Below are 23,977 nucleotides of genomic sequence, written 5' to 3' on the forward strand. Positions count from 1 at the left end.
TAGGAGCGCGGAGGGACGAATACCGGATCTCTTCCAGTGACGAGTGACAACGAAATCAGAAAAATTGGCCCGTCTTTCCGGGTTTCGGGGAAGGCGGGTCGTACTTCGTTGTCGTCCTCGAATTTGGAACCACCAAACTATTTGGACTCCGCCTCATCTGGGCGTTTTTCTCTCACAACGCTGCTCGTCCTTATAGTGTTAACAGCCCTAATTCAAGACTGCAAATCTCCAAGTTGTGAATAAAGCATGCGTGACTGGCCCATCCAGAAACAATTATTTCTGCGGGTTATGGGTCCTGGAGGGTGGCCGTGCAAACGCGCCTTGGCCTCGTGATAGGGACCGACAAACCGGAGGATGCCAGGAATGCATCGATACAAGAGACGCAACTTGCGAGCAGCTCGTTCCGCTGCCTTTGCTTCTTCTGCTCCAAACGGCATCTGAAAGTCTGCCTTGAACCGCGCTGGCATCCAGTGCGCGGTCAGCGCCAGATACCAGCGTGGCGGGCGCACCCATGTCCCCACTCCGGAGAGCACACAAGCGCCGAGCATACACGCGGCTTCGTCTACCACGAGCACCGGCGACTCGACCATATCCGCTGTGTACCGGGCAAATGCCGCCCAGCCTGCTGGCAGCGCATGGGCAGGAATGCCAAAGAGAGCGGCCATCCACTTGCTCTCGGTGTAGTACAGCTCGCGTTCGCTAGTCGTAAGAGGCGGCAGCACGCATTCGTACGCCAGAATGGCGCTCTCCACCAGCGTGGCATAAACCCAGCGAAGCGCGTTGATCTCATTTGCTTCATAGTGTTCGCCATGCTGGTGAGTCAGTTGTCCGCGGATGCCGGCATGCAGTTGATAGATCTGGCGCGAAGCGGCGACTGCCTGGGCACGGGTGCCGAACAGCATCGTGTAAATCACGCGGAAGGTCGAATGAAACCGCCCAATCGCATCGTTCCTCAGGTTCGAGTGCTCAATCAGCGAGGCCGCAACCCAGGGATGTGCTATCTGCAGCAACGCCGCGCGTCCAGCCCCAAGAAAGATGGCCGACTCCCTGTTCACCCGCCAGGTCACAGAGTTAGGGCCGAAGAATCCAAAGCGAGCCTCGCCCGGCAGTTTTTCCAACTCGGAGAGTAACTCTTCGATGTCTTCGCGAGAGACGTAATGCGGAGATTCGCCTTCCATCATTCTGTCTGCTTAGACGCGAAGAGTGACTGTGCGTGATGAAAGCCCGGAGAATTTCGCCAAACGCTCGGCCCCCACGCTTCAACAGAAATCATGCCGTTTTGCGCAGTAACGAACCCGACTTTGTCCACAATTTCCGCAAGGGTGGATGGTTTCTTTCAACACAAAACGATAAGGTGCTAATGAGTACGATCGAGCAGCCTGCAGTTCTGTCAATTTCTGACATAGCGTGGTCTTTCGTGATGTTGCGGGTGCTTGGACAGCAAGAGTTGGACCTAGCTGTCTGCCTCAGAAGAGAGCAACCGTATAGACAAGCAGTTGGCCAACGGGGATCGAATCGATACCCATTCCAGAAGCGCAAGAGCTTTCCGCGAACCTGGAAGAACCTTAGCCCGAATCTTTTTTCGAAATTTAGATCCGCACCGGCTCCGTGTTCCAGATGCGGGCAGCGCCATTTCCATTCGGGAAAATCTCGCGCAGGCACATAGGCCGGCGCTGGCTCTTCACCGCGCTGTAAATCGTCTCCTTTGCGCCAAGACCAAGCATTTTCCGTCTAACAGTGAACGTCCTGTATTGCACTGTGACCACTTCCTGCAGATAGAAAGTCCAGTTGCAGGTGTTATCGCGCACGCCGAAGACGTTCCCTTCGCCGATGAGACTGCGAATCTCCATATTTCCATGCGCTGAAGTTTTCAGATAATTCAAATACACCTGCAGGTCAGGATTGTTATCGAAGTCTGCCAGATACATCCCTTTATTCGCCTCGCCGCGCCCCGGTGTATTGGGCGAGTATCGGTCGAACAAAATCTGCCAGTGGCGGATGCTATTCGGGTCCTGCTTCGGATTTGCCGCGTAATCACGATTGCTGTCAAACCCGGCATGGTATGCCGTGGGAGAGTCGGCTGGTCCCTTCACGAAGATGCTGCACCCCGTCAATGCGCTGGTAAAGAACAGCGACGGATTCGGCAAGTCTCCCGGCATCTGGTTCGCCTTTAGAATTCGCATTTTCGTTACGCGGTCTTCCCACCACGGCAGATACCAGATAGGCAGCAGGTCTTGCTTCTGCGCCTGCGTAAGCTGATTGGTGTTGTAGCAGTGCAGGGCGTAGCTGTCGCCGCCACCGGGCAGGAGGTTGGCGTAGGCAATTTTGTGCTCCGCCTGGCTCATCGTCACCTGGCCGTCTATCTGGCGCTTCTGGCCCTGAAACGCATGTTCCCGTGAATAGAATGCAGGGTTTGTCGAGTCCGGCAGCTGGTTTACTGAATATTGGCTGCTCGGGGAAACCCAGTATTTTTTGAGAAAAGGCAGAGGAGCGTTTCGCAACAACTTCAGTTCATTTGACAATGGCATTTCGGATGCTTGCTCTCTTTCTTCGGGCCTGAAATGGAAATCTCTTTCAACGGCCAACTCCGAATCTTTTCTGGGTAGAATTCGATTGGATTGATTTGCCGCACCATTCTTCCATTCGGTCGGCATCCTTCGCAAGAGTGTGTCCAAGTTTAATCATCATTCTCGTCAGTTGAAAACAGACTCTCATTTATATGGGCATTGCTTCCGCAATGCCCATATAAATGAAACAACTATGCGGTAGACGAGACACAAGCCGCCGTTCTGCGCCCGATGCAGAAGACAATTACGTGTAGTTGTTTACTGCGGCAGCTCTTCGCCCGACTGTTCTCGCACCATTTACTCGGCATACCCCGTTCTTCCTTTCCGCGTCCAATGCGCACAGAGACATGGTTCCGCAGCAAGAGTTGCGCGTATAGCCGCTGCGCTATTTCAAATGCTTCGCAAAAAATGCAGCGCCGGCGGAATATGCTGCCAGCCAGTCACGATGCAGCAGGAAGTCGTGAATTTCGTCGGGAAAGACGAGCTCTTCGACGTCGACCTTCTGCTTGCGCAATGCTTCGGCCAACTGCACCGTCTGGGAGAACTGCACATTGCGGTCGTCGTCCCCCTGAATAAGAAGAACAGGCGAGCGCCATGTGCTTATGGACGCCAATGGAGACGAAAGCCATGCAGTCCTTGCAGCCTGGGGATCAGCGGCAGGATCGTAGGATGGCAGCCAGTTTCCCAGCTCGAGATTCCAATCGTGCACACCGTGGAGATCAACTCCGACGGCGAACATGTCCGAGGCCCGCGCCAGGGCCAGAGCCGTGAGGTAGCCGCCATAGCTGCCGCCCCAAACGCCAATATGCGCGGCATCCACATCAGACCGACTCCGCAAATACAGCCCCGCTCCGAGCACGTCGTTAAATTCGCTGGCTCCGGTTGCTCCGTAGTTGACGGCCTCGCGGAATGCTTCGCCATAACCGATGCCGCTACGGTAGTTCACGGAAAGGACGATGTAGCCCTGATTGACCAGATATTGATTCATGCCATAGGCGTTGGAGTAGTACTCCATGTAGTGCCAGCCAAGCAGCATCTGGCGTCTTGACCCTCCGTGAAAGAAGATGACCGCCGGATGCTTATGGCTGTCGGCATCATTTTTGGGCAGGAAGATCTGTCCATGAATGCGCATCCCGTCGGCGGAAGAAAATATTACCTGCTGGGGCACAACAAAATCCGCAGAGGGGAAGGCGGCTGGTTCAGCCTGCGTGGCAAAATCGCTGACATCCCCGTTTGCCCCGATGACTGCTGGACGAAGAGGTACGCGCGCATCGGAATGCAGGATGGCTATGTTCTCTCCATCTCCAGAGAAGACTGGCGAGGTCTCGATTCCATCCCCATGCGTCAATTCGACAATTTTTCCATTTGCAGTATCCAGCTTCCAGATGTGCCTACGGTCAATATCGTTCTGGTTGGACGAATAGGTGATGCTCTTGCCATCGCGGCTTGCAGCAACGCTGTCTACTTCGAAATCGCCGGGCGTCAGTAATTTTGCGGCTTCGTGATTCAACCCAACGGAGTACAAATGCAGCCAGCCATCACCCTCCCAAGGAAAGATGATGGAGCCGGTGCTCGTCCAGTGAAGCTGGCTCTGCCCTTGCGCTTCGTGGAAAACACTGCCCATGCTTTCCTTTGCGCGCCATATCTCGCGGCCTTTGCCGGTGTCTATGTCGGCCACCCGGATTGACCAAGGCAGCCCCGTGCGCTTCGGGCCAAAGATCTCTTCGTGTTTGCTGAACGGGACCCTGACAAAGGCGATGCTCCTGCTGTCCGGCGACCATACCGGATTGCCGTCGTGGTCCGTGCCGGGATCGAGATAACGAAGCGTTTTTGTCGCTGGCGTATACAGGCCGATGAAGGTGTGATCACCACGATCGCTGACGAATGCCAGCTCTTTCCCGTCCGGGGACCAGAGCAACGAAGAGGCTTTGCCACGTGTGTGCAGTATCTGTTCAGGCTTTTCACCAGTGTCTTTCAGCGATATCTCCCATATCTGATCTTTAAGGAGATAAGCCATCTCATCGCCAGTAGGTGAAACCGCAGGTGCTCTACCTGCTGTGAGCTTTCGTGCCTCACCCCCATGTGTTGAAATGACCCAAATCTCCTGATCGACGCCGCCTGTAAGCAGATCGGGGTTGGGAGCCGGCTTTTCTGGAAATTCGAAATCTCCGCCGCGAACATAGACGATGGACTGAGCATCAGGGCTCCATGTAATGTCTCCGATGTCGACACCATCGTCATCGGAGTAATTTGTGAGTTGGCTGGAGCTATATGTCTTTCGGTCCGCGCTGCGCGTAGACACCCATAGGTTACGGCGGCCTTGCAGATCCGTGACCCAGGCAAAGGTTCCTATTGTCGGCGCAGCTGTCAGTTGCGAACTGAACGGCGCGCTCAACGCCTGATCAAGTGTGAAGGTCTGCGCTGAAAGAGATACCGAAACGAGACATGACGACAACAAAACGGCCTTAGCAATAAATGTCATCTTTGTGTTTTCCTCGAAAATTATGAATCATGATATCTGCCGCGTATCACAGCAAGGGAGCTTGAGAAAAATCAGGCATAAATCTCACAGTATCGCGATGCTCCTGCGCTGATGGTTTACCATTAGGAACGAGCCGAGTCTACGCCGCCATCTGGTTGGAGGCGTCCCTCTTCTTAAATCCTCACGAGATTCCAGATTGACTAAACGAGTACTCATCACAGGCGTGGCAGGATTTTTAGGTTCTCATCTTACAGACGCACTTCTCTCCGAGGGCAATTCTGTAGTTGGTATCGATAACCTGAGTACAGGTTCTCTTGAAAATCTGAAGCATCTTCAGTCCGAGCCACGCTTCGACTTTCACCAGCATGATATCTGCGTCCCGTTCGATTTCGACAAGATCGATTACGTCTTCAACTTTGCGTCTCCGGCAAGTCCAGAGGACTACAGCCGCTTGGGGATCGAGACGCTTGAAGTAGGGTCCTCCGGTACGCGTAATGCACTGGAATTGGCGAGCAAGTATGGCGCCAAATTTCTTCATGCTTCCACTTCTGAGTGCTATGGGGATCCTACAATACATCCGCAACCAGAAGAATACTGGGGCAATGTGAATCCAGTAGGCCCACGATCGGTTTACGACGAGGCCAAGCGATTTTCAGAGGCGCTGGTCATGGCATACCATCGCTATCGTAAGGTCGACACAAGACTCGTCCGCATCTTTAACACTTATGGCCCACGGCTCCACGCTGAAGATGGCCGCGTGATTTCCAATTTCATTGTGCAGGCGCTTCAGCGGGATGACTTGACAGTGTATGGTGACGGTAGCCAGACGCGCAGCTTTTGCTATGTTTCCGACGAAATCGACGGATTTCTTCGTCTCGCGCATTCCGACCAACATCTTCCGGTCAACATCGGCAACCCAAGTGAGTGGACCATTCTGGACTGCGCCCGGGCAGTACTTCGAGTCACTGGATCTGCAAGCAGAATCGTCTTCAAGCCTCTGCCAGTTGACGACCCCACGCAGAGGCAACCCGATATAACTCGAGCCAGACAGTTGCTGGGATGGGAGCCGAAGATTGACCTGGAAACCGGCCTGCGGCTTTGTCTTGAGTATTTCCAATCGCGCGTTGCTATGAATATCTCAGCACATGAGAAGACAGAATTCGAGAAAGGACTACGGCGCTGACTCTTGATCGCTTTCAATATGGCTTGTCGCAAAGCCTTGAGCAACCACAATATTGACCAACCGCATCATAGTTATGACAACATTTCTTCATTAAGCATGAGCTATGGCATTTACCGTACTTCTTGTTGACGACAATCCAGTGCAGGCCGCTACTCGACAGGCGATACTGACTTCGGCGGGGAAAAAGGTATCTGTAGCAACAAACGCAAGCCATGCGCTCGCGCTGCTAGAGGATCCCGTATTAGCAGGGAATGTGCGCTTGGTCATCACCGACCATTTGATGCCAGTGATGAATGGCCCACAATTTGTCGCTAAACTACGCGAGCAATTTCCAAACTTAGCAGTTCTGGTTTTGAGCGGTCTGCCCGATGCAGAAATCGAATATGCCGGATTGAACGTTTTTTATCGGCCTAAACCGATTGCTCCGGAAGAGTTGATTCGGCTAACAAAACTGTTCTGCCAGGAGGCCCTGCGCCGGACAGCCTGATTTCTGCCTTATATAAATAACGGCGCGATATCTGCCGTCAATTTCCTTTCCCACTCTTCTGCGCTCCCGGTTTTCTTCTTGCAGCATCATCAAAAATCTATAAAAACTCGTAAATAGCCCCTCAACGCAATCAAAAGCGGACGGAACTCAGGTCTTGCATCTCGTTAGAGTTGAGAGTAATTATTTCTTTTTGTTGTGCCTTGGAGTCCTAGAGCGGGAGAATGAGCAAAAGCAAGCGTCGCTGTCCGAATTGCGGCAATATTGAGATGACCCGCGTGGCACGACGCGGCTTCTTGCAGGAACGTGTTTATTCGAAGATGGGCCTTTACCCATGGGAGTGTCCATTCTGCCGCGAAGTCTTTCTTCTCAAGAGCCGTGGACGCAGCTATCGCAGGTCTAACCCCAATCCGGAAGGACACAAATAAACCCCAGAAGGGATTTTATTTATAAGAGGCTAAACAGGTCTCCATTGTTCTTTTCGAGGATATTGAGGACCTGAGTCAATGCGGCCTGCTGCGTTTCCGCTGTGCTTAGTTGAGTGGAAACCTGCGCGACGTCTGTCTGCATGAGGTTCGTTTGGGCTGAAGTAATCTGTGTTCTCTGGGTCTGGACATAGCTTTGTGCGGCCTGAAGCTGGGTAATCGAATTGTCAATGACAACCCGTTGCTGGCTTACATAGTTCAGGGCGGAATTCAAGGCCGTCGTGTCAGAAATGGCGGTTGTCGAAGCTGTTCCGGATGAGAAATCCGCCACCAGATTGTTCAGCGTTTGCAGGACATTGCTGGTGGGGTCACTGAAAATCTGGCTGCCCGGAACATTGGTCCGAATCTTCTGGCCGTTCGGTGTCATGACATAGGACACGACCGTATCGCCGTTATAGGTGGCTGTGTTCGGCGTTACTGCGGAGTCGAGGGTATACGGCGACGTGCCCCTGGCTTCCCGCAAAAATATACCGGTTCATATAGGTCGTGTTCGCCAGAGAGAGCACCTCATCGCGGATTCCTGAGATCTGCGTAGCAATCGACTTCAGGTCGCTCGCATTGAGAGTCCCATTGTTGCCCTCAGTCGCCAGAGACAGGGCCTGCGTCAACTGTGAAACGACGCTGCTCAGCGTTGAATCCGTTACCTGAGCATTCCGACTGTCGAGTTTTCCGCTTGTGAAAACCTGTCGTCCAGCCTCAACTGCGAACCGAGCAGGGCGTTCTCGCCGACGGCGACAGGATCGTCGCTTAACGAATTGACGCGCGTTCCGCTGGAAATCTCATTCGTCAACTGCTGCTCGATTGCCGAGGTCTGGTCGAGCGATGCTACAGCGCTATTCAGATAAAAGGGATCGAATCGCATCATCTGGTCCTTAGGCAACTGTCGTTTCCACGCCGAGGTTGATGGCCGAGGCCATGACCGTATCGAGAATCGTAAACACCTTTGATGCGGCCTGATATGCCTGCTGCAGATTCTCCAGCGCCGCCTCGTCATTCAGGTTCACGGCAGAGAGTGAGTCGCGCTGCGTCTGCAACTGCGTCAGGGACGCCTGCTGTGCCGTATTCTCGACTGAGACCTGGGAGACTAGTACCGAGGGCCGACACAAAACTAGAATAGTAGTTTGATGGAGTCGTTCCGCCTGCGATTGCCTGGGTCTGTAGCTGAAGCATCGTTTCGAGATTAGTATCGTCAGAAGAACCATTGCCCGCCGCAGCCGCTGCAAATCTCGCGCGGTCTGTGATAGCTAAGGAGATTGTGCTCGCCGCTCCTGACTCAGTTCCGGGAAGGTTAAATACAGGGCCGCCGGCAGCGCCGTTCGCGTCCGAGCCGAGCGCATTCTGGTTGTTCACCGCCGTGCCCAGATCGAAGGCCAGCGTATCCAGAGCTTTGTAACTGGGGAATGTCCTGGTCGCGGACTGTGAGAATGCCCCCAAGTTGTCCGCCTCCACCTGCCAAGATGACGGTAATGTCATTGCCCTGATCGTCGGAGATACGGGTCACTCCTCCCGACACCGAAGTGCTGAGAGAGAACGTCTGGCCCTTTGAAACGAGCAGAACGCCGCTGGAAGTTGTGATGGTCAGGCTGTTGTCTTCCGTCTTGATCTGGTGAATGCCCACCAGCTTTGAAAGCTGCTGCAGGTCATATTGCCGCTGGTCTTCAAGCTGTCAAGCATCGCCACTCCTCGAAGTCTGGGATATCTGGCTGTTCAATTGGGCAATTGCCTGGGTCAGCGAATTCACCTGCGTCACAATCGTTGTGCTCTGCTGGTCAAGCGAACCTTGCTCCGCCGTCGACTGCGATGACGCGGACTGAAAGGAACCAGCCAGAGTAGTGGCCGCATTCAATACAGATTGGCGCAGAGAGATGTCGGCGGGATTCGACTGTAGTTGCGAAAGCGCGCTGAAGAAACCGGAGATACTCGCGCCGATATCGAGCGAAGACGCCGACGCGAAAGCCGAAGTGGCGCTGCTGAAGATGTTCTGCACAGACCGGAGGGCAGATTGCCTCGCATCGGTCCCCTGCTCCAATTGCGTTTGCTGCTGGATTCGCTGCTCCAATATCAGATCACGCTGCGAGGACGGCCCCGTCATGGTCACGCCCTGTCCATAGCTGGTTCCATCGATCGTCACCGGATCGTTCGCCGCCACTCCGGCAACTGGTTCGTGTATCCCGTCATATTGGCGTTCGCCATGTTCTCGGCGGTCAGCTTCAACTCAAGGCTGATAGATTGAGATACTGTTCCAGCGCATCGCTCATTGGGGTTGTTATCTGCATTCGCTCACCTTCACCTGAAATTTGCCGATGGTCAGGACAGAGATACGGTTCCGCTGTTTTCTGTTGCAGACGACGGCCCGAACTTGCGCCCTGAGATTAGAAAATCCTCAGAATGCTCCGGCCTCTTCTCCAAACTCAATTTCATCTATGCCAATCTCCGGCCGATTTTCAGCGAGAATCCATGCGCGTTCAAGCACATGTTCCAGCTCGCGCACATTGCCGGGCCAGCCATATCCTTCCAGCTTTGCCATTGCCGGTTCTTTGATGGACTTCGCCGGGCTGGTTTCCGCCATCGCCGCAAGAAAATGCTGCACCAGCAGAGGCAGGTCTCCCTTATGGGATTGCAGGTCCGGGGTTTTGATAAGGAAAACGGCAAGCCGGTAATAGAGATCAGCGCGAAACGTTCCTTCAGCCGCGAGCTTCGCCAGTGAGCGATGCGTCGCGGCAACGATCCTGACATCGACCCGCACCGGGTCGTTATCGCCCACACGTTGCAGCTCTCCACATTCGACAAAGCGAAGCAGCTTCGCCTGTAGCTGCAGCGGCATCTCGCCGATCTCGTCGAGAAACAATGTCCCGCCCTGTGCTGCTTCAATGCGGCCCACGCGCCCCTGCACGGCACCGGTAAAAGCTTCGCGGGTATGTCCGAAAAGTTCAGTTTCGAGCAGCGCTTCAGGAATTGCGGCGCAGTTCAACGCGACAAACGGACGTGATGAGCGCGCGCTTAACCGGTGCAGGGCCTTCGCCACCATTTCCTTGCCGGTTCCAGTCGGCCCCTGCACCAGCACCGGTGTGCTGCGTTGCGCAACCAGGCGGATACGGCGGCTTACTTCCAGCATTGCCGGATGGTTCCCGATAAACTCCGGCAGTCTGCACAATGGGTCGGGGAACATGCGTTCGCTTGTTGAAGCGAGGTTTTCGAGCGGCGCGGCAGCCTGCGCAGTCGCGCCACTCGATAACTGGCGCGCCATTCCATATTGCACCGTCCTCGTCCTGGGCCTGCCGCAGTGCGAACAGGATCTCGTTCCGGCGGGGACTGCGCGGTGTTTTTTCCGTGTTGGTTCCGTCGACCGTCACGAGATCGGTTGCAGGATAGAGCCGCCCGAAATCTTCAATAAATTCCTGCACTTCAAGATCGGGAAGCCATGAATCGAGAATCACCACCTCGGCCGGAGCGCTGTCCAGATATGCCAGCGCCTCTGCCCCACCGCCAGCTTCCCGAATCGTCCAGTGCAGGCCGGCCAGTGTTTCCCTTACCCGTTGGCGAAAAGAGACATCGGCGCTGGCAAGCACTGCCGTTCGCATCGGGGCCACCGCCTCGCGTTTCATCGGGGGAGACAAAGTCACCATTCAAGATCTCCTTTCTCGGTCATGTTCAGGCGCGCAATCGCATACCCCTGGCCCCGCACCGTTTGGATCAGTGGGTTGGCGCCGGTATCGTTCAGCTTTCGGCGCAAATAATTCACATATACATCCACAATGTTTGTGTTGGCGCTCGTTTTCGCCTCCCAAACGCGCTCAAGCAGATCTGTCCGTGAAATCGATTGCCCACGGCCTTGCAGCAGGCATTCAAGAAGGGCAAATTCCCGATTGGTTAACACCACCGCTACGCCGTCGCGCTTCACTGAGCGATTTATGCGATCCAGCTCAAGATCTGCATACCGCAGCACAAGTCCAGTTTCTCGTTTGCGCCGTGTCAATGCCCGGCAACGAGCGCGCAGCTCCCGCAGGGAAAACGGCTTCTGCATGCAGTCATCAGCCCCCATGTCGAGGCAACGGACCTTTGTGTCCAATTCGATCCTCGCTGTAAGAATCAGAATGGGAATTTCGTCATTGATCGAGCGAATAAACTTGAGGACTTCCGCGCCATCTTTGCGCGGAAGATTGAGATCAAGAATGATCAGATCGGGCGCGTCCGAGGCAAAGATATCGGCTGCTGTTTGACCATCACCCGCAACCATGACTCGATGACCGTCAGCCTCCATGGCTTTCCGTAATAAAACCTGAAGTGCGCGATCGTCTTCCGCAATCAACAAACGCATTCAGTGGCTCCTTGTCGTGTCTCCACCTTCTCCTGTAGCGCAGGTGGAACACAATGCAATCTTGAGCGCAAAATTGCGGAGCGTTCAGAAATGGAAATGACTTGATCGAGCAGTTCCAGAATGGGCAAGTGAGAAATTAAAGCGCGAAACGATCTTGACTCGGATGGCCCTTATCGTGACGGCTATCCGCGCATACAGGAAATAACCCAGTCCAGCCCGCAAAAAGTTGTCTATGATTCGCTTTTTATTCGCTACAATGCGATCTATGGCGGTAACACGAAGGCAAAAGGAAGTGCTGGATTTCATCTCCGGCTTTGAGCAACGCAATGGCTACTCGCCCTCCTTTGAAGAAATTGCACGCGGACTCGACCTCAAATCGCTGGCTACGGTACACAAGCATCTCACTAACCTGGAAAGCAAAGGTCTTCTGCGTCGCGCGCATAATCGCAGCCGCTCAATCGATCTGGTACCGGCCCAGAGTAAAAACGAGCGCTTGATTCCATTGATGGGTACCATTTCCGCAGGATTTCCTCTGGAAACCTCGGAAAATGTCGAAACTATATCTTTCTCCGACCTGATCGGCCGCGACAATGCATTTGCGCTTAGAGTTCGTGGCGATTCGATGCGAGACGAACACATTATTGATGGAGATTATGTATTAGTTGAAAAGACACGCACCGCGCACCAGGGAGACATTGTTGTCGCCCTTGTGAACGGTGCGGAAACCACACTGAAGCGCTACTATCTGGAAGGATCTATGGTTCGTCTGCAGCCATCCAATATCGAAATGGATCCTATTTATGTGCCGGCGGCCCAAGTAGCCATTCAGGCGCGCGTACATGGTCTTCTCAGAAAGTATAGATAGCAAAGCCCGGCTTCCCGCCGGGCTTTTCCCGATTTCAAAACGAATGCTTATCCAATCACGCGGGAAATGCTGCGCGCAATGGTGTCCTTTGGAACATATCCAACAATCTGGTCGGCGACTTTTCCACCTTTGAAGAGCAGTAGCGCTGGAATACCGCGGATTCCATAGCGCATAGGGGTGGCTTGGTTCCGGTCCACGTCCATCTTCATCACCTTCAGCTTGCCACTGTACTCTGAAGCGACCTCATCGACAATCGGCGCCAAAGCCTTGCACGGCCCGCACCATGCCGCCCAGAAATCAACCAGAACAGGCTGATCCGACTGAAGCACCTCCTGCTCAAAACTCGCATCGTTTACTTCTACCACCGCCAGACCTGCCATGCTCCTCCTTCATACCCTTCCGACTCTCTTGAGTCCACAAAGCAACTCATTTGATGATAAATGGTGCGCAAAGGTCGCAACAGGATACGGTTCCGGAGTACTCGAATTGTCTCAAAAAATAAAAGCGCCCGGACTCACGTTATGAGTCACGGGCGCTAGAGCAGCCCTCCCCCAGAACTGCCCACGAAAGCGAAATTAACTGTTTGCATGGCCCGTGTAAAGAAAACTTAGGTAACGCAAAAAGTAACCTTGAATCAGGTAGCTATCTCGTCAGGCGCTCAATCCGGCACAGTGCTGGATTCAGTTGAAGGCCGCATTCCAGTATCTCTATCTGTTCACCATCTGCATGCTTTCGCACAAGTTCTTTTGTGGCATCGTTACCAATGCCCGGCTGCACCAGCAACAGAACGGATGGTCCAGCCCCGCTCAGCGTGACACTAAGGATGTCTCCCTGTCCTGATAGCGGCAGCAGTTTCTTCAAAAGCGAACAAACTTCCGCGCGATAAGGTTGATGTAGTTTGTCCTCAACCGCTGTTGAGAGTAGTTCCCCATATCCGGTGGCGAATGCGGCTGTCAGCAGCGCCACCCGCTGCAGGTTGGCGACTACGTCGGCACGGCTGAACATCTCAGGAACCACCTTGCGCGAGATCGTTGTTGCCAGCGGCTTCAGCGGCATCACGACAAATGCCTGCCATTGGTTGCGAGGCGTCAGCGAAATGGCTTCCACTTCATCGCCATGCCAGCATGCCACGGTAAATCCCCCCAGCCAGCAGGCCGCCGTGTTATCGGGATGGCCTTCTAAACGAGACGCTTCCGCGAGGATACGGCGCCGGTCCCAGCCAAGCCCGCCGAAGTGTGATGCCAGCGCCACACCAGCCAGCCGTGTTGCAGCCGACGAACCGCAGCCCATGCCCAGAGGAATCCCGTTCCGGACTTCGAGCTGCAGCGGTATTTCCGCAGCGTTCTGTTTCTGCAGAACTGTCTTGTAAGTGTGTAGCAGCAGGTTCCGCTCCAGCGCGCCGCACACATCGGCATTGCGTCCGCTCGCGTGAATCGCATAGCGCTCTGCTGGAGCAGCTTCGACCTCAAGATACAACGTCAGCGCAAGGGCAAGCGCATCAAACCCCGGCCCCAGATTGGCCGAAGTCGCCGGCAGTCGCAGATGAAGCCGCTCTTTACTCATCGCCCCGCGGCCCTTTCGAGTTCCTTCAGTACATTGTCCGCTGACGCATCCAGCTCGACCGCATTGCGCCGCGTCAATTCAATCTCAGGACGCAACCCGCCAACCTCATACGCCTTCAGCAGTTCGCCGCGATGGTAAGCGATCGTATAGTCCGAATCTTTGAGCGTATGCCCGGTAAGCAGCAGCACGACCCTCTCGGCAGATTGCACTTTGCCCTGCCGTGCTAATTTCTTCAAACCGGCGAGCGTCACCGCAGACGCAGGCTCGCACCCGATGCCTTCCGCCCCGATTTCGGCTTTCGCCAGCGCAATCTCGGCTTCGCTCACCTGCTCACAATACCCGCCGGTCTGCTGGATGACGCGCACTGCCTTCTTCCACGACGCCGGATTGCCAATGCGAATGGCCGATGCCCGTGTCTGCGCTTCCACAGGTTCCAACGTCTCGCCGCCGTTCTCCTGCAAACTTCGGTACAACGGGTTCGCACCCTCCGCCTGAATCACGGAAATCTTTGGCAGCTTTGCCGTCAGTCCCAGATGCTTCATCTCCAGGAACGCCTTGCCCAGAGCAGAGCTGTTAGCAAGGTTTCCGCCGGGAACGATCAGATGATCAGGAACTTCCCATTCGAAAGCCTCGGCAATCTCCAACGCAGGAGTCTTCTGCCCTTCCAGACGATACGGATTCACCGAATTCAGCAAATAAACCGGAGCCCGCTTCACCACATCATTCAACACGCGCACGCAGCCGTCAAAATCCGTGCGCAACTGCAGCGTAAGCGCGCCATAATCCATGGCCTGCGACAGCTTGCCCCACGCAATCTTTCCTTCCGGAATCAGCACCAGACTGCGCATACCCGCCCGCGCGGCGTAAGCGGCCATCGCCGCCGATGTGTTCCCGGTTGAAGCGCAGGCCACCCACTCAAAGCCAAGCTCATGCGCCACAGAAAGCGCCGCCGTCATCCCAGCGTCTTTAAATGAGCCAGTCGGATTCATTCCCTGATGCTTGGCGAAAAGCTGCTCAATACCTGTCGATTTCGCGACCTTCCGCAGTTGATAGAGCGGAGTGTTTCCCTCGTGCAGCGAGACGATGTTCGCCTCATCGCGCAGAATGTGCAGTAATTCGCGGAAGCGCCACACACCGCTCCGATCAGCGTCGGACTGAGAAACGCAGCGCTCTTTCCACAGCCAGCGCAGCGCGCTCGCGTTGGGCTTGCGAATCTCGGCCATGCCCGCGCTCCACGAGGGGTACACAACTTCATACAAGTCGCCGCATTCGCACCGAAAGTTCTCTTTCAACTCGCCCTGTTCAACGACACGCCCACACCCCGTGCACCGCAATTTGTGCCCAGAATTTTCCATGGATGTTCTTAGCCTAGCATCCGCCCTCGGAAAAGCTCGCCAGATGATAATGGGAGCCTAGAAGTATCGGGCCTTTTAGGCCAGTGAATGAAAACCGGCTCGAAGAGCCATACCTCTCTGCCGCAGGCTGGGGCTCCAAGGGCCACCCCAAAATCTTGTCAAGTCCCTAAGGCGGTGGAGATCTTCTAACCCACACATTCCAAAAATTAAAAACAATGGCCAATTTGACCGGTAATTATGCCCTGAATTGTTAGAATAGGAATAGAGAGAAGAAGCCCGCTAATGATGCGGGCTTTTCCTTTTTGCGAAGCAATTCTGAAAGAGCACCTAAACCATTGAAAACAGACAATCTTCGTACAGAATTGCATCTGTAAACTGCTGAAAACAAAGGATCTTTGTACAAAATAAGGGGGGTACAACTCGATAAATAATAGAAATTCGACTGATATGAGCGGCCAAATCGACAATATCGTATAAAATCGCCGCATGGCATCGCTCCTGACTCCGCGTGAAGCCGCATTGCGACTCGGCATTTCCTATCCGACGGTCAAGCAATGGCTGTATCACGGAAAAATCAAGGCGGTGAAAACGCCCGGAGGACACTACCGCATTCCCGAAGGGGAACTGGATAGCCTTCTTCACAAAGCGAAACAACCGGACACGCCAAAGCGGCAGATGATGCGCGCTCTGAGCGGGCGCAACCAGCTTGTGGGCCGCATTGTTGAAATCAGGATCGACGGGCTGCTCGCGCAAGTCAAGCTCTCGATCGGCGGGCAGATCATCAACTCCATCATCACCGCCGAGGCCGCGCGCGAGATGCAGCTCAAAGTGGGAGAAACCGTCGCCGCGCTCATCAAATCCACAGAGGTCATGGTGCTGCGTGTATAGGCTCCTCCTGCTTCTGCTCTTCGCTCCTCTGGCAAACGCTCAGGCCCTTCGGCTGGCCGCCGCCGCCGATCTCCAACCCGTCCTGCCGCCGATACTTGCGGAGTTTGAGGAACAGACACACATCCACGTTGATGCGTCGTACAAATCGTCCGCGACGCTGGCAACGCAGATTCAGAACGGCGCGCCTTTCGATCTCTTTATGGCTGCTGACCTCTCATTTCCGCAGCGGGTGATCTCAGAAGGACTCGCTGACGCTGATAAGCCCGTCGCGTATGCGCGCGGTACGCTGGTCCTCTGGGTGCGCAATGATTCGCCATTCCGCCCGCTTTCCGTGAATACGCTGCGCGATCCAGCGCTGAAGACACTGGCCATCGCCAACGCGCAACACGCTCCCTATGGACGCGCCGCTGAAGCTTCGTTGAAGAATCTCGGCCTTTACGACCAGCTCAAATCGAAGCTGGTCGTTGCGGAAAACATCGCGCAAACGGCGCAATATGTGGATTCAGGCAACGCACAAGCTGGATTAATTTCTCTCACCTCCGTGCTCTCAGAACGGCTAAAAGCAAACGGTCACTATATCGCGATGCCACATGACTCCTATCCGCCCATCCTGCAGGGCGCCGTTATTCTGAAAAACTCTGCTCATCGGACGCAGGCGCATGAGTTCCTCGACTATCTGCTGTCGCCTCCTGTCCAGAAGGAATTGGCCGCGCGGGGACTAGAGCCTGCAAGCTGATGGACGCGCAAACGCTCTGGCTCACATTCAAGCTTGCCGTCCTGACTACACTTCTCCTGCTATGCGCCGCTATTCCGCTTTGCCACTGGCTCACGTTCGGCAAGGCGCGATGGAGACCAATTGTCGAAGCTGTTGCAACTTTGCCGCTCCTTCTGCCGCCAACGGTTCTCGGCTTCTATCTGCTTGTTCTGCTCGGCCCGCGCACTGCTCCCGGACGATTGCTGATTCACATCATCGGCCATCCTGTGGCCTTTTCCTTCAGCGGACTGGTCATCGGCTCGATGATCTATAGCCTTCCCTTTGCGGTGCAGCCCATCACAGCGGGATTCTCTGCCATTTCCCCGGAGGTCCTGGATGCCGCGACGCTCCTCGGCGCAGGTCGCCTACGAATTCTCTTCGATCTGCTGCTGCCGCTGGCTCGCCGCTCAATCCTTACCGCCGCAGTGCTCTGTTTTACGCATACTGTTGGCGAGTTCGGCGTTGTGCTTATGATCGGCGGCGATATTCCCGGCGCAACACGGACGCTCTCCATTGCGATCTACGACCAGGTGCAGGATTTCCGCTACACCCAGGCCAACCACACCGCCATTCTGCTGCTGAGTGTTTCGCTGCTGGCGCTCATCCTCGTCTATGGATGGGGAAGGCAGGCGCGCCGTGCCTGACATTCCCTTTCTCAGCGCGGAGATTGAACACCGAATCGGTACGCTCGACCTGCGCATTAGCTTCAGCCTGATGTCTCCATGGACGGTGCTCTTCGGTCCTTCCGGCGCGGGAAAAAGTACCATACTTCGCATCCTTGCTGGCCTCATCCAGCCGCAGAACGGGAGACTCATTCTGCTGAATCACGCGCTTCTCGACGTGCTGCGAGGCTTGAATATTCCAGCTGGCAAACGAAAAATCGGCTATGTCACCCAGCAGCCGACGCTCTTTCCGCATATGACAGCGCGGCGCAATGTGGCCTTCGGGCTTCACGCTCTCGCTCCAGCCGAGCGAGAACAGCGCGTCGAAGAGATGCTGCGCCTCTTCCGGGTAGAGGCGCTGGCAGAACGCCTTCCCAAAGAATTGTCCGGGGGAGAATATCAGCGTGTCGCCTTGGCTCGCGCACTGGCGCCGGAGCCAAAGCTGCTCATGCTCGATGAGCCTTTCTCAGGTCTGGATGCTGATCTGAAGGAGTCGATACTTGGAGAGTTGACCACATGGCTGGCAGTCCGCAAAGTGCCCGCTCTTTATGTCTCACACGACCTGGCCGAGGCGTATCAGACCGCCGCTGATGTAATTGTGATTGAGAATGGCCGATTAGACGTACAAGGACCAGTGCAGCAGGTGCTCGCATCCCGGCGAGAGCGGCTTCTGCGCCAGCTTGGAGCTATCAACCAACCCACACAGGCTCGGGCTCAAGATGAATCGCAAACTTCTCGACAACCATAGCGATAATTACGTCTCTCAATGCGGCAATGTCGCTCGCAGATGCTCCATCACGGTTGATGAGCGCCAGCGTATGCTTGCTCGAAATGCCCGCCCGCCCCAGCACATATCCCTTATGAAAACCAGCCTGATCGAGCAGCCATGCGGCAGGAACCTTTACTTGTCCGTCTGCTACGGGATAATGCGGCACATTCGCGCCGTTCGAACTCGTCACGATCTGTTCAAAATGCTCCGCGGAGATAACTGGGTTTTTGAAGAAGCTGCCGGCACTGCGGCAATCCGGGTCGCCCGGCACAATCAGCATCCCTTTGCCTCGGCGAATTTCGCGCACTGCTGAACTGACTTCAGGCAAGGCTGGCGAGAATTTCCAATTCTGGAAGTATCGCTTTAGATCTGCGTAGGAAACTACTGGATCTACGCCATTTTTCAATTCATATTGAACACTGGTGACGATATATCGATCACGGTGCGAAGAGTTGAAGATACTGCGCCGATAGGCAAATCCACATTCTGCCGCGCTCAAGTCAACAAAGCGCGTTGCCTGCAAGTCCAGAGCACGAACGAGACGGATTGTCTCCGCCACCTCCTGCCCGTAAGCACCGACGTTCTGCACCGGAGTACCGCCTACGCTGCCAGGGATTCCGGCCAGGCACTCAATTCCGCCACAGTTTTGACAGACGGCCACGGTGACAAATGCGTCCCAGTCTTCTCCCGCAGCGACAGAGAAACCAGTCGCAGCTCCGAGATGTTGCTGCTCAATTCCCTTCAGAGCTATATGCAGAACGACACCGGGAAACCCAGCGTCACTTACCAGCAGATTGCTGCCGCCTCCCAGCACAAAAAGAGGTGCGTTCTGTTCGCGAGCGAAGCGAACGGCCTCAAGGACATCCTCTTCCGTCGAAGCCTCAATGAACCATCGCGCCGGACCGCCAATGCCAAACGTCGTGTATGGCGCGAGATTAACCTGCTTTAAAACCTGCATCAGCTTCACAATACATCAGAGGATATTTCTGGGGTGGCGCGAGGCTTGCGGCCTTCGTACAATAGAGATGCCGGGCTTCGTCCAGGCTGGAGGAACAAAAGCGAATGTACCCAGAGATCATGGTCATACCGATGCGCGAAGAATTGTCTCGCGCAGGAATTAAGGAAGCGCGCACGGCGGAAGACGTGGACGCAGCGCTGGCAAAGCCTGGAACGACGATGCTTGTAGTTAACTCGATTTGCGGATGCGCCGCGGGCAAAATGCGCCCCGGCGTGCGTCTTGCGCTGCAAAACGCCACGGTTCCAGACCAAGCGATCACCGTCTTTGCCGGACAGGACCGCGAAGCCACCGAGCGCGCACGCTCTTACTTTGAGGGAAATCCACCAACGTCACCGGCGATTGCGATTTTGCGCGACGGCAAGCTCGTTTACCTGATGCAGCGGTTCATCATCGAAAACAATACTGCCCAGGGCATTGCCCAGGAACTTGCCCGTGCTTTCAACGAACTTTGCGCAAAGGCAGCCGTCTAGTTTTCACCACGCAGGGAAAAAAGCCCGGTCTAGGCCGGGCTTTTTTTATTTCTGGTTGTGAAAGCTCAGTCTGCGCCAATGGGCACAGCAAAATCGACGCCTGCTGCCTGGTTCGTTTTCTCAGTCGCTGACACATTAATTTCGTCAAGTGGAATTTCCGGCCTGCGACCGGAACCAACTTCATCCAAAACGTAGAGTGTCGTCCTGGTCATCGCATAATTGCGAATCTGCTGCGAGTGCCCATCCTTGAAGATGAGCGTTAGGGGAGCCTGCGGAGTCGGCCCCCCTGAATCGGGAGGCGGCGGCGGAACATCCTGCATTTGCTGCGGGTCGTACTGAGCGGTTTCGGGGCCGTAGTCGTTGTTATTTTCAACCTGGCTCTGAGCGGGATAAGAGGCAGTCTGGTCGTCTGAATACTCTGAGCTATACGGATAGTCCCAATAGGAGTTCAGCAACCCGGGAACTAGGTAAGTCGAGCGTGCATAGAAATACGGAACATACGGTTGCCTGTAGCGGGAAATAGGATAGGTATGCTTTCCATGATGCCAATCTGGAGCGGGAGGAGAATATCGATTTCCACTTGGCGAATAAGAAGGTCGGTTGCCGAATGTGCTCCAGCGATATTGCGGCGGTGTGTTGAAATTCATCCGGGACATCACAGGGGGAGATGCAAAATGACTGCCTGAACCAAATCCTCCGCTCATATGTGGCGCCGGAAATCCATGTGACGCGGAGAAGCCTCCTGCATACCCAGTTGAAGTTCCGCGTTGCGCCGAAACAGGAGCCACAACAAGGCCGGCGATAAGAGACGCAGTAAGCACCCAACGCATACCCCACCTCCAACTGTTTATTAGACGCCTTTTGGAGATACATTGCTCGGAAAAATTGCCGCGCACTTCATAGCAGGAAACCGCTATTTAGCTGATTCCGTCAGGCTGGCGGCAGCGCGCATTGCTTTTTCAGTAAGGGATTGTCGCGTATGAGAAAGCTCAGCCCACGGATCATCCTTGAGGCGTTTCTTCCAGGTATCGAAATTGGCCACGGCAATCTGTGTAGGATTGCCTTTACGCAGTTCTTCCCAACGCAATGGGACCGCAACACGCACGCCCTTCCTGGCACGTGGTGAGTATGGCGCAACGGCGGTCGAGCCGCGATCATTTCGCAGATAGTCGAGAAAAATGCGCCCTTTACGCGCGGATTTGGTCATTTTGGTGAGATATCGTTGAGGACGACTGGCTTCGAGCGCCAGCGCAACACTGTGGGTAAAGTTCTTGACCTCAGCCCACTCATGCTTTGGCTGGATGGGCGCAACGACGTGCAATCCTTTTCCGCCGGTAGATTTCACGAACGATACTAATCCCAGCTCTTTCAGGACGTCCCGCACTTCATTCGCGCCTTCTACCAGAACTTTCCAGTCAATCGCCTCATCCGGATCGAGGTCGAAGATGATTCGGTCAGGTGTTTCCAAAGAATCGTTCCGAGAGCCCCAGGGATGGATTTCCAGCACGCCCATCTGCGCAAGCGCAATCAGACCTTCCCGGGTTGAAACGGTAATGTATTCTTCCGGCTCTCCACTTTTTTTGTCTGGAACGGAGACAGCATCAACTCCCTTTGGAACTCCCTGCCCGATATGCTTCTGAAAAAAACATGGCTTGCCGCTGCCTTCCGGGCAACGCACGATGCTCAAAGGCCGTCCGGAGATATGCGGCAGAAGATGTGCGGCAACTTCAAAGTAGTATTCGGCAAGCTGCTGCTTTGTGAGCCTTGAGTCTTCGTCGAGAATCTTGTCCGGATGGGTTAAATGAAAGCCTTCGAGGACGTTCGCCGACTTCCTATTTGGCTTCTGAGTAGACTTAGCCTGCGGCTTCTCTTTAGGGGATCGAGGAGGTTTCGGCACAGCAACCGGCTCCTCGCGGCGAATCTCTTTCGGCTCTTTGTCTTCGCGCAGGCCCTGAAAAGAAGCCTGACGCACGCGATGGTCTCCGGTCCACGTCGCAAACTGCACCTCTGCTACCATCTCAGGTTTCACCCATAAGGCATCTTTCTTCTCTTCGGCAGCCAATTCTCTCGAAAATGGCGATCTGGTCTGCTGTAATTCATCGAGGCGCTTTCGCAGCATCTTCTGCGTGGCCTGCGTAAACCCCGTTCCTGTGCGCCCCGCATATTCCAGCTTGCTGTCCTGGTAATAACCAAGCAGCAATGAGCCTATGCCGCGGCCGCCGTCTCCGGGCGGGGTAAAACCGCCAATCACAAACTCCTGCCGATGGACGCACTTTGCCTTGAGCCAGGTCTTGCTGCGTCCCGAAGAGTATTTTGAATCAGCCAACTTGGAAACAATGCCCTCAGTTCCAATCTTGCAGGCATTTCTAAATGTTTCTTCGCCGCGTGAGCGGATGTGCTGGCTGTAGCGCAAGGTACTGTCTTCGTTTAATTCACCGAGCAAACCTTCAAGCATTGCTTTACGTTTATCGAGCGGGAGCCCGCGCAGATTGTGCCCGTCGAGGTGCAGCAGATCGAAAGCAAAATAGGTGAAATGCGCGTGCTTTTCGTTCTGGAAAGCGGCTTGCAGATCGGCAAAGCTCGTTTTGCCTGCCGCGTCCAGCACGACGACTTCACCATCAATGAGCGCACTTTTTACGGGTAGCTGCGACGCTGTTTTGGCAATATCTGTCATGCGATGGGTCCAGTCCAGACCTTTGCGTGTATAGATTTTGGGTTCGCGCTGGCCTGATTTTTCTTCTATGCGTAACTGGATGCGATATCCATCGAGTTTGAGTTCATGCAGCCAGTCGTCCCCTTCAGGGGGTACCGACACCGTTGTTGCCCGATGCGGCGAAACAAAGTCCGGCAATTTCTCTTTGGGTATTTCGCTCAGGACGCTGGAGCGATCAGGAGCTTGCTTCTGCTCTTGTCTGCGGAATTGCAGCTTTTGTTGCAGACGCGAGAGGTTCCGCTTTTTCGACGTTGCTTTCGATTGCCACACATGGTCTTCCTGCGCGCCAATCGCTTCCAAATCGCGCCCAGTGACTGCACTATTCGGCTCGCTCTCGGTAATCGGCTCCTCGTCAGCGCTGCGCTCGTATTCATCATGTTCTTTGATCAGCAGCCAATTCGGCTTCGCTTCATGTGCGGCGCGGCCGCCCATGCGGACCAGTGTCCACTTCCCTTTCAGCTTCTTGCCGTGCAGGATGAATTTTAGTCTGCCGGTCTTGAATCCTTCCTCCGCATCGTCCTGCGGTTCCCATGTGCCCTGGTCCCAGACCATCACTGTGCCGCCGCCGTATTGGCCCTTCGGGATGGTACCTTCGAAGCCACCGTACTCCATCGGATGGTCTTCGACCTGCACTGCGAGCCGTTTGTCGCCGGTGTAATAACTCGGCCCTTTGGCAACTGCCCAGCTCTTCAAAACACCATGCCACCCGAGGCGAAAGTCGTAATGCAGCCGCGTGGCGGCGTGTTTTTGGATCACGAACGGCAGCTCATTCCCACTTTTTCTTTGCGCGTTGCCGCTCGGTTCAGCGGTCATCGAAAAATCGCGCATGGCGCGGTAACGCGCCAGTTGCTCATCAACTGCTTCGGAGGGAGAAATTTGCTGTGTTTTCTTACGGGCCATAAATCTCAAGATTCCTGTTTCGAGTTGAAGGCTGCTTGCCACACAGCACCCCACCATTGTCTACTCAACTGGCTGTCAATTTTGAGAGAAACGATGCCTTATATCCTTTCACTTGACCAGGGAACGACCAGTTCACGCGCCATACTTTTTGGACAGAACGGCGAGATTGTCGCCTCTTCACAAAAGGAATTCAAACAGATATACCCCAATTCCGGATGGGTTGAGCATGACCCGTTCGATATTCTCACCACACAATTAGGTTCGGCCATCGATGCTCTGGCCCGCGCCGGGGCCAGGCCGCGAGACATTTCCGCGCTTGGCATCACGAACCAGCGCGAAACAGTGATTGTGTGGGACCGCGAGACGAGCAAGCCGGTCTATAACGCGATTGTGTGGCAAGACCGCCGTACGGCCAACACTTGCCAGCAATTGGTCAGCGATGGAATGGAAGATACAGTTCGCAGCAAGACGGGGCTGCTTATCGACCCATATTTTTCTGCC

The 23,977-nt window shown here is 54.8% G+C and carries 25 protein-coding genes and 1 pseudogene; 10 read left to right on the forward strand and 16 right to left on the reverse strand.

Annotated features, from left to right (window positions below):
• Positions 1 to 212: 212 nt before the first annotated feature.
• The 3 genes from VEV40_RS01140 to VEV40_RS01150 form a co-directional block, all read right to left on the reverse strand.
• Positions 213 to 1,181 (reverse strand): oxygenase MpaB family protein, encoded by a 969-nt coding sequence (locus VEV40_RS01140; RefSeq protein WP_324829534.1) that lies wholly within the window; start codon positions 1,179 to 1,181, stop codon positions 213 to 215.
• Between the two features lie 408 nt (positions 1,182 to 1,589).
• Complete coding sequence (locus VEV40_RS01145) at positions 1,590 to 2,528, reverse strand: hypothetical protein (protein ID WP_324829535.1); 939 nt, start codon at positions 2,526 to 2,528, stop codon at positions 1,590 to 1,592.
• 424 nt (positions 2,529 to 2,952) lie between these two features.
• Positions 2,953 to 5,049 (reverse strand): S9 family peptidase, encoded by a 2,097-nt coding sequence (locus tag VEV40_RS01150; RefSeq protein ID WP_324829536.1) that lies wholly within the window; start codon positions 5,047 to 5,049, stop codon positions 2,953 to 2,955.
• Positions 5,050 to 5,245: 196 nt separating this feature from the next.
• Between VEV40_RS01150 and VEV40_RS01155 the strand changes: the two genes are divergently transcribed.
• From VEV40_RS01155 to VEV40_RS01165, 3 genes are all read left to right on the forward strand, one after another.
• Positions 5,246 to 6,232 carry a UDP-glucuronic acid decarboxylase family protein gene (locus VEV40_RS01155; RefSeq protein WP_324829537.1) on the forward strand — a complete coding sequence of 329 codons (987 nt, stop codon included), beginning with the start codon at positions 5,246 to 5,248 and terminating at the stop codon, positions 6,230 to 6,232.
• Between the two features lie 103 nt (positions 6,233 to 6,335).
• The gene (locus VEV40_RS01160; protein WP_324829538.1) at positions 6,336 to 6,719 is read left to right on the forward strand and encodes a response regulator; all 384 of its coding nucleotides are present in this window, start codon (positions 6,336 to 6,338) and stop codon (positions 6,717 to 6,719) included.
• 221 nt (positions 6,720 to 6,940) lie between these two features.
• Positions 6,941 to 7,144: a hypothetical protein gene (locus tag VEV40_RS01165; RefSeq protein WP_324829539.1), complete on the forward strand. Its 204-nt coding sequence runs from the start codon at positions 6,941 to 6,943 to the stop codon at positions 7,142 to 7,144.
• Between the two features lie 19 nt (positions 7,145 to 7,163).
• On the opposite strand, the gene VEV40_RS01170 is transcribed toward VEV40_RS01165, so the two are convergent.
• The 7 genes and pseudogenes from VEV40_RS01170 to VEV40_RS01205 form a co-directional block, all read right to left on the reverse strand.
• The gene (locus VEV40_RS01170) at positions 7,164 to 7,664 is read right to left on the reverse strand and encodes a hypothetical protein (protein WP_324829540.1); all 501 of its coding nucleotides are present in this window, start codon (positions 7,662 to 7,664) and stop codon (positions 7,164 to 7,166) included.
• Positions 7,594 to 7,809 (reverse strand): hypothetical protein, encoded by a 216-nt coding sequence (locus VEV40_RS01175; RefSeq protein ID WP_324829541.1) that lies wholly within the window; start codon positions 7,807 to 7,809, stop codon positions 7,594 to 7,596. Before VEV40_RS01175 ends, VEV40_RS01170 begins: the two co-directional genes overlap by 71 nt.
• A gap of 32 nt (positions 7,810 to 7,841) precedes the next feature.
• A complete protein-coding gene (locus tag VEV40_RS01180) occupies positions 7,842 to 8,081 on the reverse strand; it encodes a hypothetical protein (RefSeq protein ID WP_324829542.1) in 240 nt (79 codons plus the stop codon).
• Positions 8,074 to 8,235 (reverse strand): hypothetical protein, encoded by a 162-nt coding sequence (locus VEV40_RS01185; RefSeq protein ID WP_324829543.1) that lies wholly within the window; start codon positions 8,233 to 8,235, stop codon positions 8,074 to 8,076. Before VEV40_RS01185 ends, VEV40_RS01180 begins: the two co-directional genes overlap by 8 nt.
• 254 nt (positions 8,236 to 8,489) lie before the next feature.
• Positions 8,490 to 9,293, reverse strand: a pseudogene (locus VEV40_RS20625) (FlgK family flagellar hook-associated protein).
• Positions 9,294 to 9,584: 291 nt separating this feature from the next.
• The gene (locus VEV40_RS01200; RefSeq protein WP_324829546.1) at positions 9,585 to 10,316 is read right to left on the reverse strand and encodes a sigma-54 dependent transcriptional regulator; all 732 of its coding nucleotides are present in this window, start codon (positions 10,314 to 10,316) and stop codon (positions 9,585 to 9,587) included.
• 504 nt (positions 10,317 to 10,820) lie between these two features.
• Positions 10,821 to 11,519, reverse strand: coding sequence for a response regulator transcription factor (locus tag VEV40_RS01205; RefSeq protein WP_324829547.1), 699 nt, complete (start codon positions 11,517 to 11,519; stop codon positions 10,821 to 10,823).
• Between the two features lie 265 nt (positions 11,520 to 11,784).
• Here VEV40_RS01205 and lexA point away from each other — a divergent pair, with 265 nt between their 5' ends.
• Complete coding sequence (lexA, locus tag VEV40_RS01210) at positions 11,785 to 12,384, forward strand: transcriptional repressor LexA (RefSeq protein ID WP_324829548.1); 600 nt, start codon at positions 11,785 to 11,787, stop codon at positions 12,382 to 12,384.
• Positions 12,385 to 12,431: 47 nt separating this feature from the next.
• Here lexA and trxA read toward each other — a convergent pair whose 3' ends face one another.
• The 3 genes from trxA to thrC form a co-directional block, all read right to left on the reverse strand.
• Positions 12,432 to 12,764, reverse strand: a complete 333-nt coding sequence (gene trxA, locus VEV40_RS01215) for a thioredoxin (RefSeq protein WP_324829549.1) — start codon at positions 12,762 to 12,764, stop codon at positions 12,432 to 12,434.
• Positions 12,765 to 13,026: 262 nt separating this feature from the next.
• Positions 13,027 to 13,947 (reverse strand): homoserine kinase, encoded by a 921-nt coding sequence (thrB, locus tag VEV40_RS01220; RefSeq protein ID WP_324829550.1) that lies wholly within the window; start codon positions 13,945 to 13,947, stop codon positions 13,027 to 13,029.
• On the reverse strand, positions 13,944 to 15,170 hold the full coding sequence (gene thrC, locus VEV40_RS01225; protein ID WP_324829551.1) for a threonine synthase: 1,227 nt from the start codon (positions 15,168 to 15,170) through the stop codon (positions 13,944 to 13,946). Before thrC ends, thrB begins: the two co-directional genes overlap by 4 nt.
• A 618-nt stretch (positions 15,171 to 15,788) precedes the next feature.
• On the opposite strand from thrC, the gene VEV40_RS01230 reads away from it, so the two are divergent.
• The 4 genes from VEV40_RS01230 to VEV40_RS01245 are packed head-to-tail and all read left to right on the forward strand — an operon-like array spanning position 15,789 to position 18,354.
• Complete coding sequence (locus tag VEV40_RS01230) at positions 15,789 to 16,190, forward strand: helix-turn-helix transcriptional regulator (protein ID WP_324829552.1); 402 nt, start codon at positions 15,789 to 15,791, stop codon at positions 16,188 to 16,190.
• Positions 16,183 to 16,926 carry a molybdate ABC transporter substrate-binding protein gene (gene modA / locus VEV40_RS01235; RefSeq protein WP_324829553.1) on the forward strand — a complete coding sequence of 248 codons (744 nt, stop codon included), beginning with the start codon at positions 16,183 to 16,185 and terminating at the stop codon, positions 16,924 to 16,926. Before VEV40_RS01230 ends, modA begins: the two co-directional genes overlap by 8 nt.
• Positions 16,926 to 17,588: a molybdate ABC transporter permease subunit gene (modB, locus tag VEV40_RS01240; protein ID WP_324829554.1), complete on the forward strand. Its 663-nt coding sequence runs from the start codon at positions 16,926 to 16,928 to the stop codon at positions 17,586 to 17,588. Before modA ends, modB begins: the two co-directional genes overlap by 1 nt.
• The gene (locus tag VEV40_RS01245) at positions 17,581 to 18,354 is read left to right on the forward strand and encodes an ATP-binding cassette domain-containing protein (protein WP_324829555.1); all 774 of its coding nucleotides are present in this window, start codon (positions 17,581 to 17,583) and stop codon (positions 18,352 to 18,354) included. Before modB ends, VEV40_RS01245 begins: the two co-directional genes overlap by 8 nt.
• Here VEV40_RS01245 and VEV40_RS01250 read toward each other — a convergent pair.
• On the reverse strand, positions 18,296 to 19,333 hold the full coding sequence (locus VEV40_RS01250; RefSeq protein WP_324829556.1) for a UDP-N-acetylmuramate dehydrogenase: 1,038 nt from the start codon (positions 19,331 to 19,333) through the stop codon (positions 18,296 to 18,298). The two genes, VEV40_RS01245 and VEV40_RS01250, sit on opposite strands and share 59 nt — an antisense overlap.
• Before the next feature lie 104 nt (positions 19,334 to 19,437).
• On the opposite strand from VEV40_RS01250, the gene VEV40_RS01255 reads away from it, so the two are divergent.
• Positions 19,438 to 19,863 carry a BrxA/BrxB family bacilliredoxin gene (locus VEV40_RS01255; RefSeq protein WP_324829557.1) on the forward strand — a complete coding sequence of 142 codons (426 nt, stop codon included), beginning with the start codon at positions 19,438 to 19,440 and terminating at the stop codon, positions 19,861 to 19,863.
• A 65-nt stretch (positions 19,864 to 19,928) separates the two neighbouring features.
• On the opposite strand, the gene VEV40_RS01260 is transcribed toward VEV40_RS01255, so the two are convergent.
• Both VEV40_RS01260 and ligD read right to left on the reverse strand, forming a co-directional pair.
• A complete protein-coding gene (locus tag VEV40_RS01260) occupies positions 19,929 to 20,693 on the reverse strand; it encodes a hypothetical protein (RefSeq protein WP_324829558.1) in 765 nt (254 codons plus the stop codon).
• Between the two features lie 83 nt (positions 20,694 to 20,776).
• The gene (ligD, locus tag VEV40_RS01265; RefSeq protein ID WP_324829559.1) at positions 20,777 to 23,476 is read right to left on the reverse strand and encodes a DNA ligase D; all 2,700 of its coding nucleotides are present in this window, start codon (positions 23,474 to 23,476) and stop codon (positions 20,777 to 20,779) included.
• 93 nt (positions 23,477 to 23,569) lie between these two features.
• On the opposite strand from ligD, the gene VEV40_RS01270 reads away from it, so the two are divergent.
• Positions 23,570 to 23,977, forward strand: a 408-nt coding sequence (locus tag VEV40_RS01270; protein WP_324829560.1) for an FGGY family carbohydrate kinase, incomplete at its 3' end; no start/stop codon positions are given.

Source organism: Alloacidobacterium sp. (genome assembly GCF_035631355.1).
In the GTDB taxonomy this organism is placed as follows: domain Bacteria; phylum Acidobacteriota; class Terriglobia; order Terriglobales; family Acidobacteriaceae; genus Alloacidobacterium.

Bases quoted from the DNA above. Each gene is read 5' to 3' on its own strand.
- VEV40_RS01140 (WP_324829534.1), bottom strand. From the start codon at position 1,181: ATGATGGAAGGCGAATCTCCGCATTACGTCTCTCGCGAAGACATCGAA.
- VEV40_RS01145 (WP_324829535.1), bottom strand. From the start codon at position 2,528: ATGCCATTGTCAAATGAACTGAAGTTGTTGCGAAACGCTCCTCTGCCT.
- VEV40_RS01150 (WP_324829536.1), bottom strand. From the start codon at position 5,049: ATGACATTTATTGCTAAGGCCGTTTTGTTGTCGTCATGTCTCGTTTCG.
- VEV40_RS01160 (WP_324829538.1), top strand. From the start codon at position 6,336: ATGGCATTTACCGTACTTCTTGTTGACGACAATCCAGTGCAGGCCGCT.
- VEV40_RS01165 (WP_324829539.1), top strand. From the start codon at position 6,941: ATGAGCAAAAGCAAGCGTCGCTGTCCGAATTGCGGCAATATTGAGATG.
- VEV40_RS01200 (WP_324829546.1), bottom strand. From the start codon at position 10,316: ATGCTGGAAGTAAGCCGCCGTATCCGCCTGGTTGCGCAACGCAGCACA.
- VEV40_RS01205 (WP_324829547.1), bottom strand. From the start codon at position 11,519: ATGCGTTTGTTGATTGCGGAAGACGATCGCGCACTTCAGGTTTTATTA.
- lexA (WP_324829548.1), top strand. From the start codon at position 11,785: ATGGCGGTAACACGAAGGCAAAAGGAAGTGCTGGATTTCATCTCCGGC.
- trxA (WP_324829549.1), bottom strand. From the start codon at position 12,764: ATGGCAGGTCTGGCGGTGGTAGAAGTAAACGATGCGAGTTTTGAGCAG.
- thrB (WP_324829550.1), bottom strand. From the start codon at position 13,947: ATGAGTAAAGAGCGGCTTCATCTGCGACTGCCGGCGACTTCGGCCAAT.
- thrC (WP_324829551.1), bottom strand. From the start codon at position 15,170: ATGGCCGAGATTCGCAAGCCCAACGCGAGCGCGCTGCGCTGGCTGTGG.
- VEV40_RS01230 (WP_324829552.1), top strand. From the start codon at position 15,789: ATGGCATCGCTCCTGACTCCGCGTGAAGCCGCATTGCGACTCGGCATT.
- modB (WP_324829554.1), top strand. From the start codon at position 16,926: ATGGACGCGCAAACGCTCTGGCTCACATTCAAGCTTGCCGTCCTGACT.
- VEV40_RS01250 (WP_324829556.1), bottom strand. From the start codon at position 19,333: ATGCAGGTTTTAAAGCAGGTTAATCTCGCGCCATACACGACGTTTGGC.
- VEV40_RS01255 (WP_324829557.1), top strand. From the start codon at position 19,438: ATGTACCCAGAGATCATGGTCATACCGATGCGCGAAGAATTGTCTCGC.
- VEV40_RS01260 (WP_324829558.1), bottom strand. From the start codon at position 20,693: ATGCGTTGGGTGCTTACTGCGTCTCTTATCGCCGGCCTTGTTGTGGCT.
- ligD (WP_324829559.1), bottom strand. From the start codon at position 23,476: ATGGCCCGTAAGAAAACACAGCAAATTTCTCCCTCCGAAGCAGTTGAT.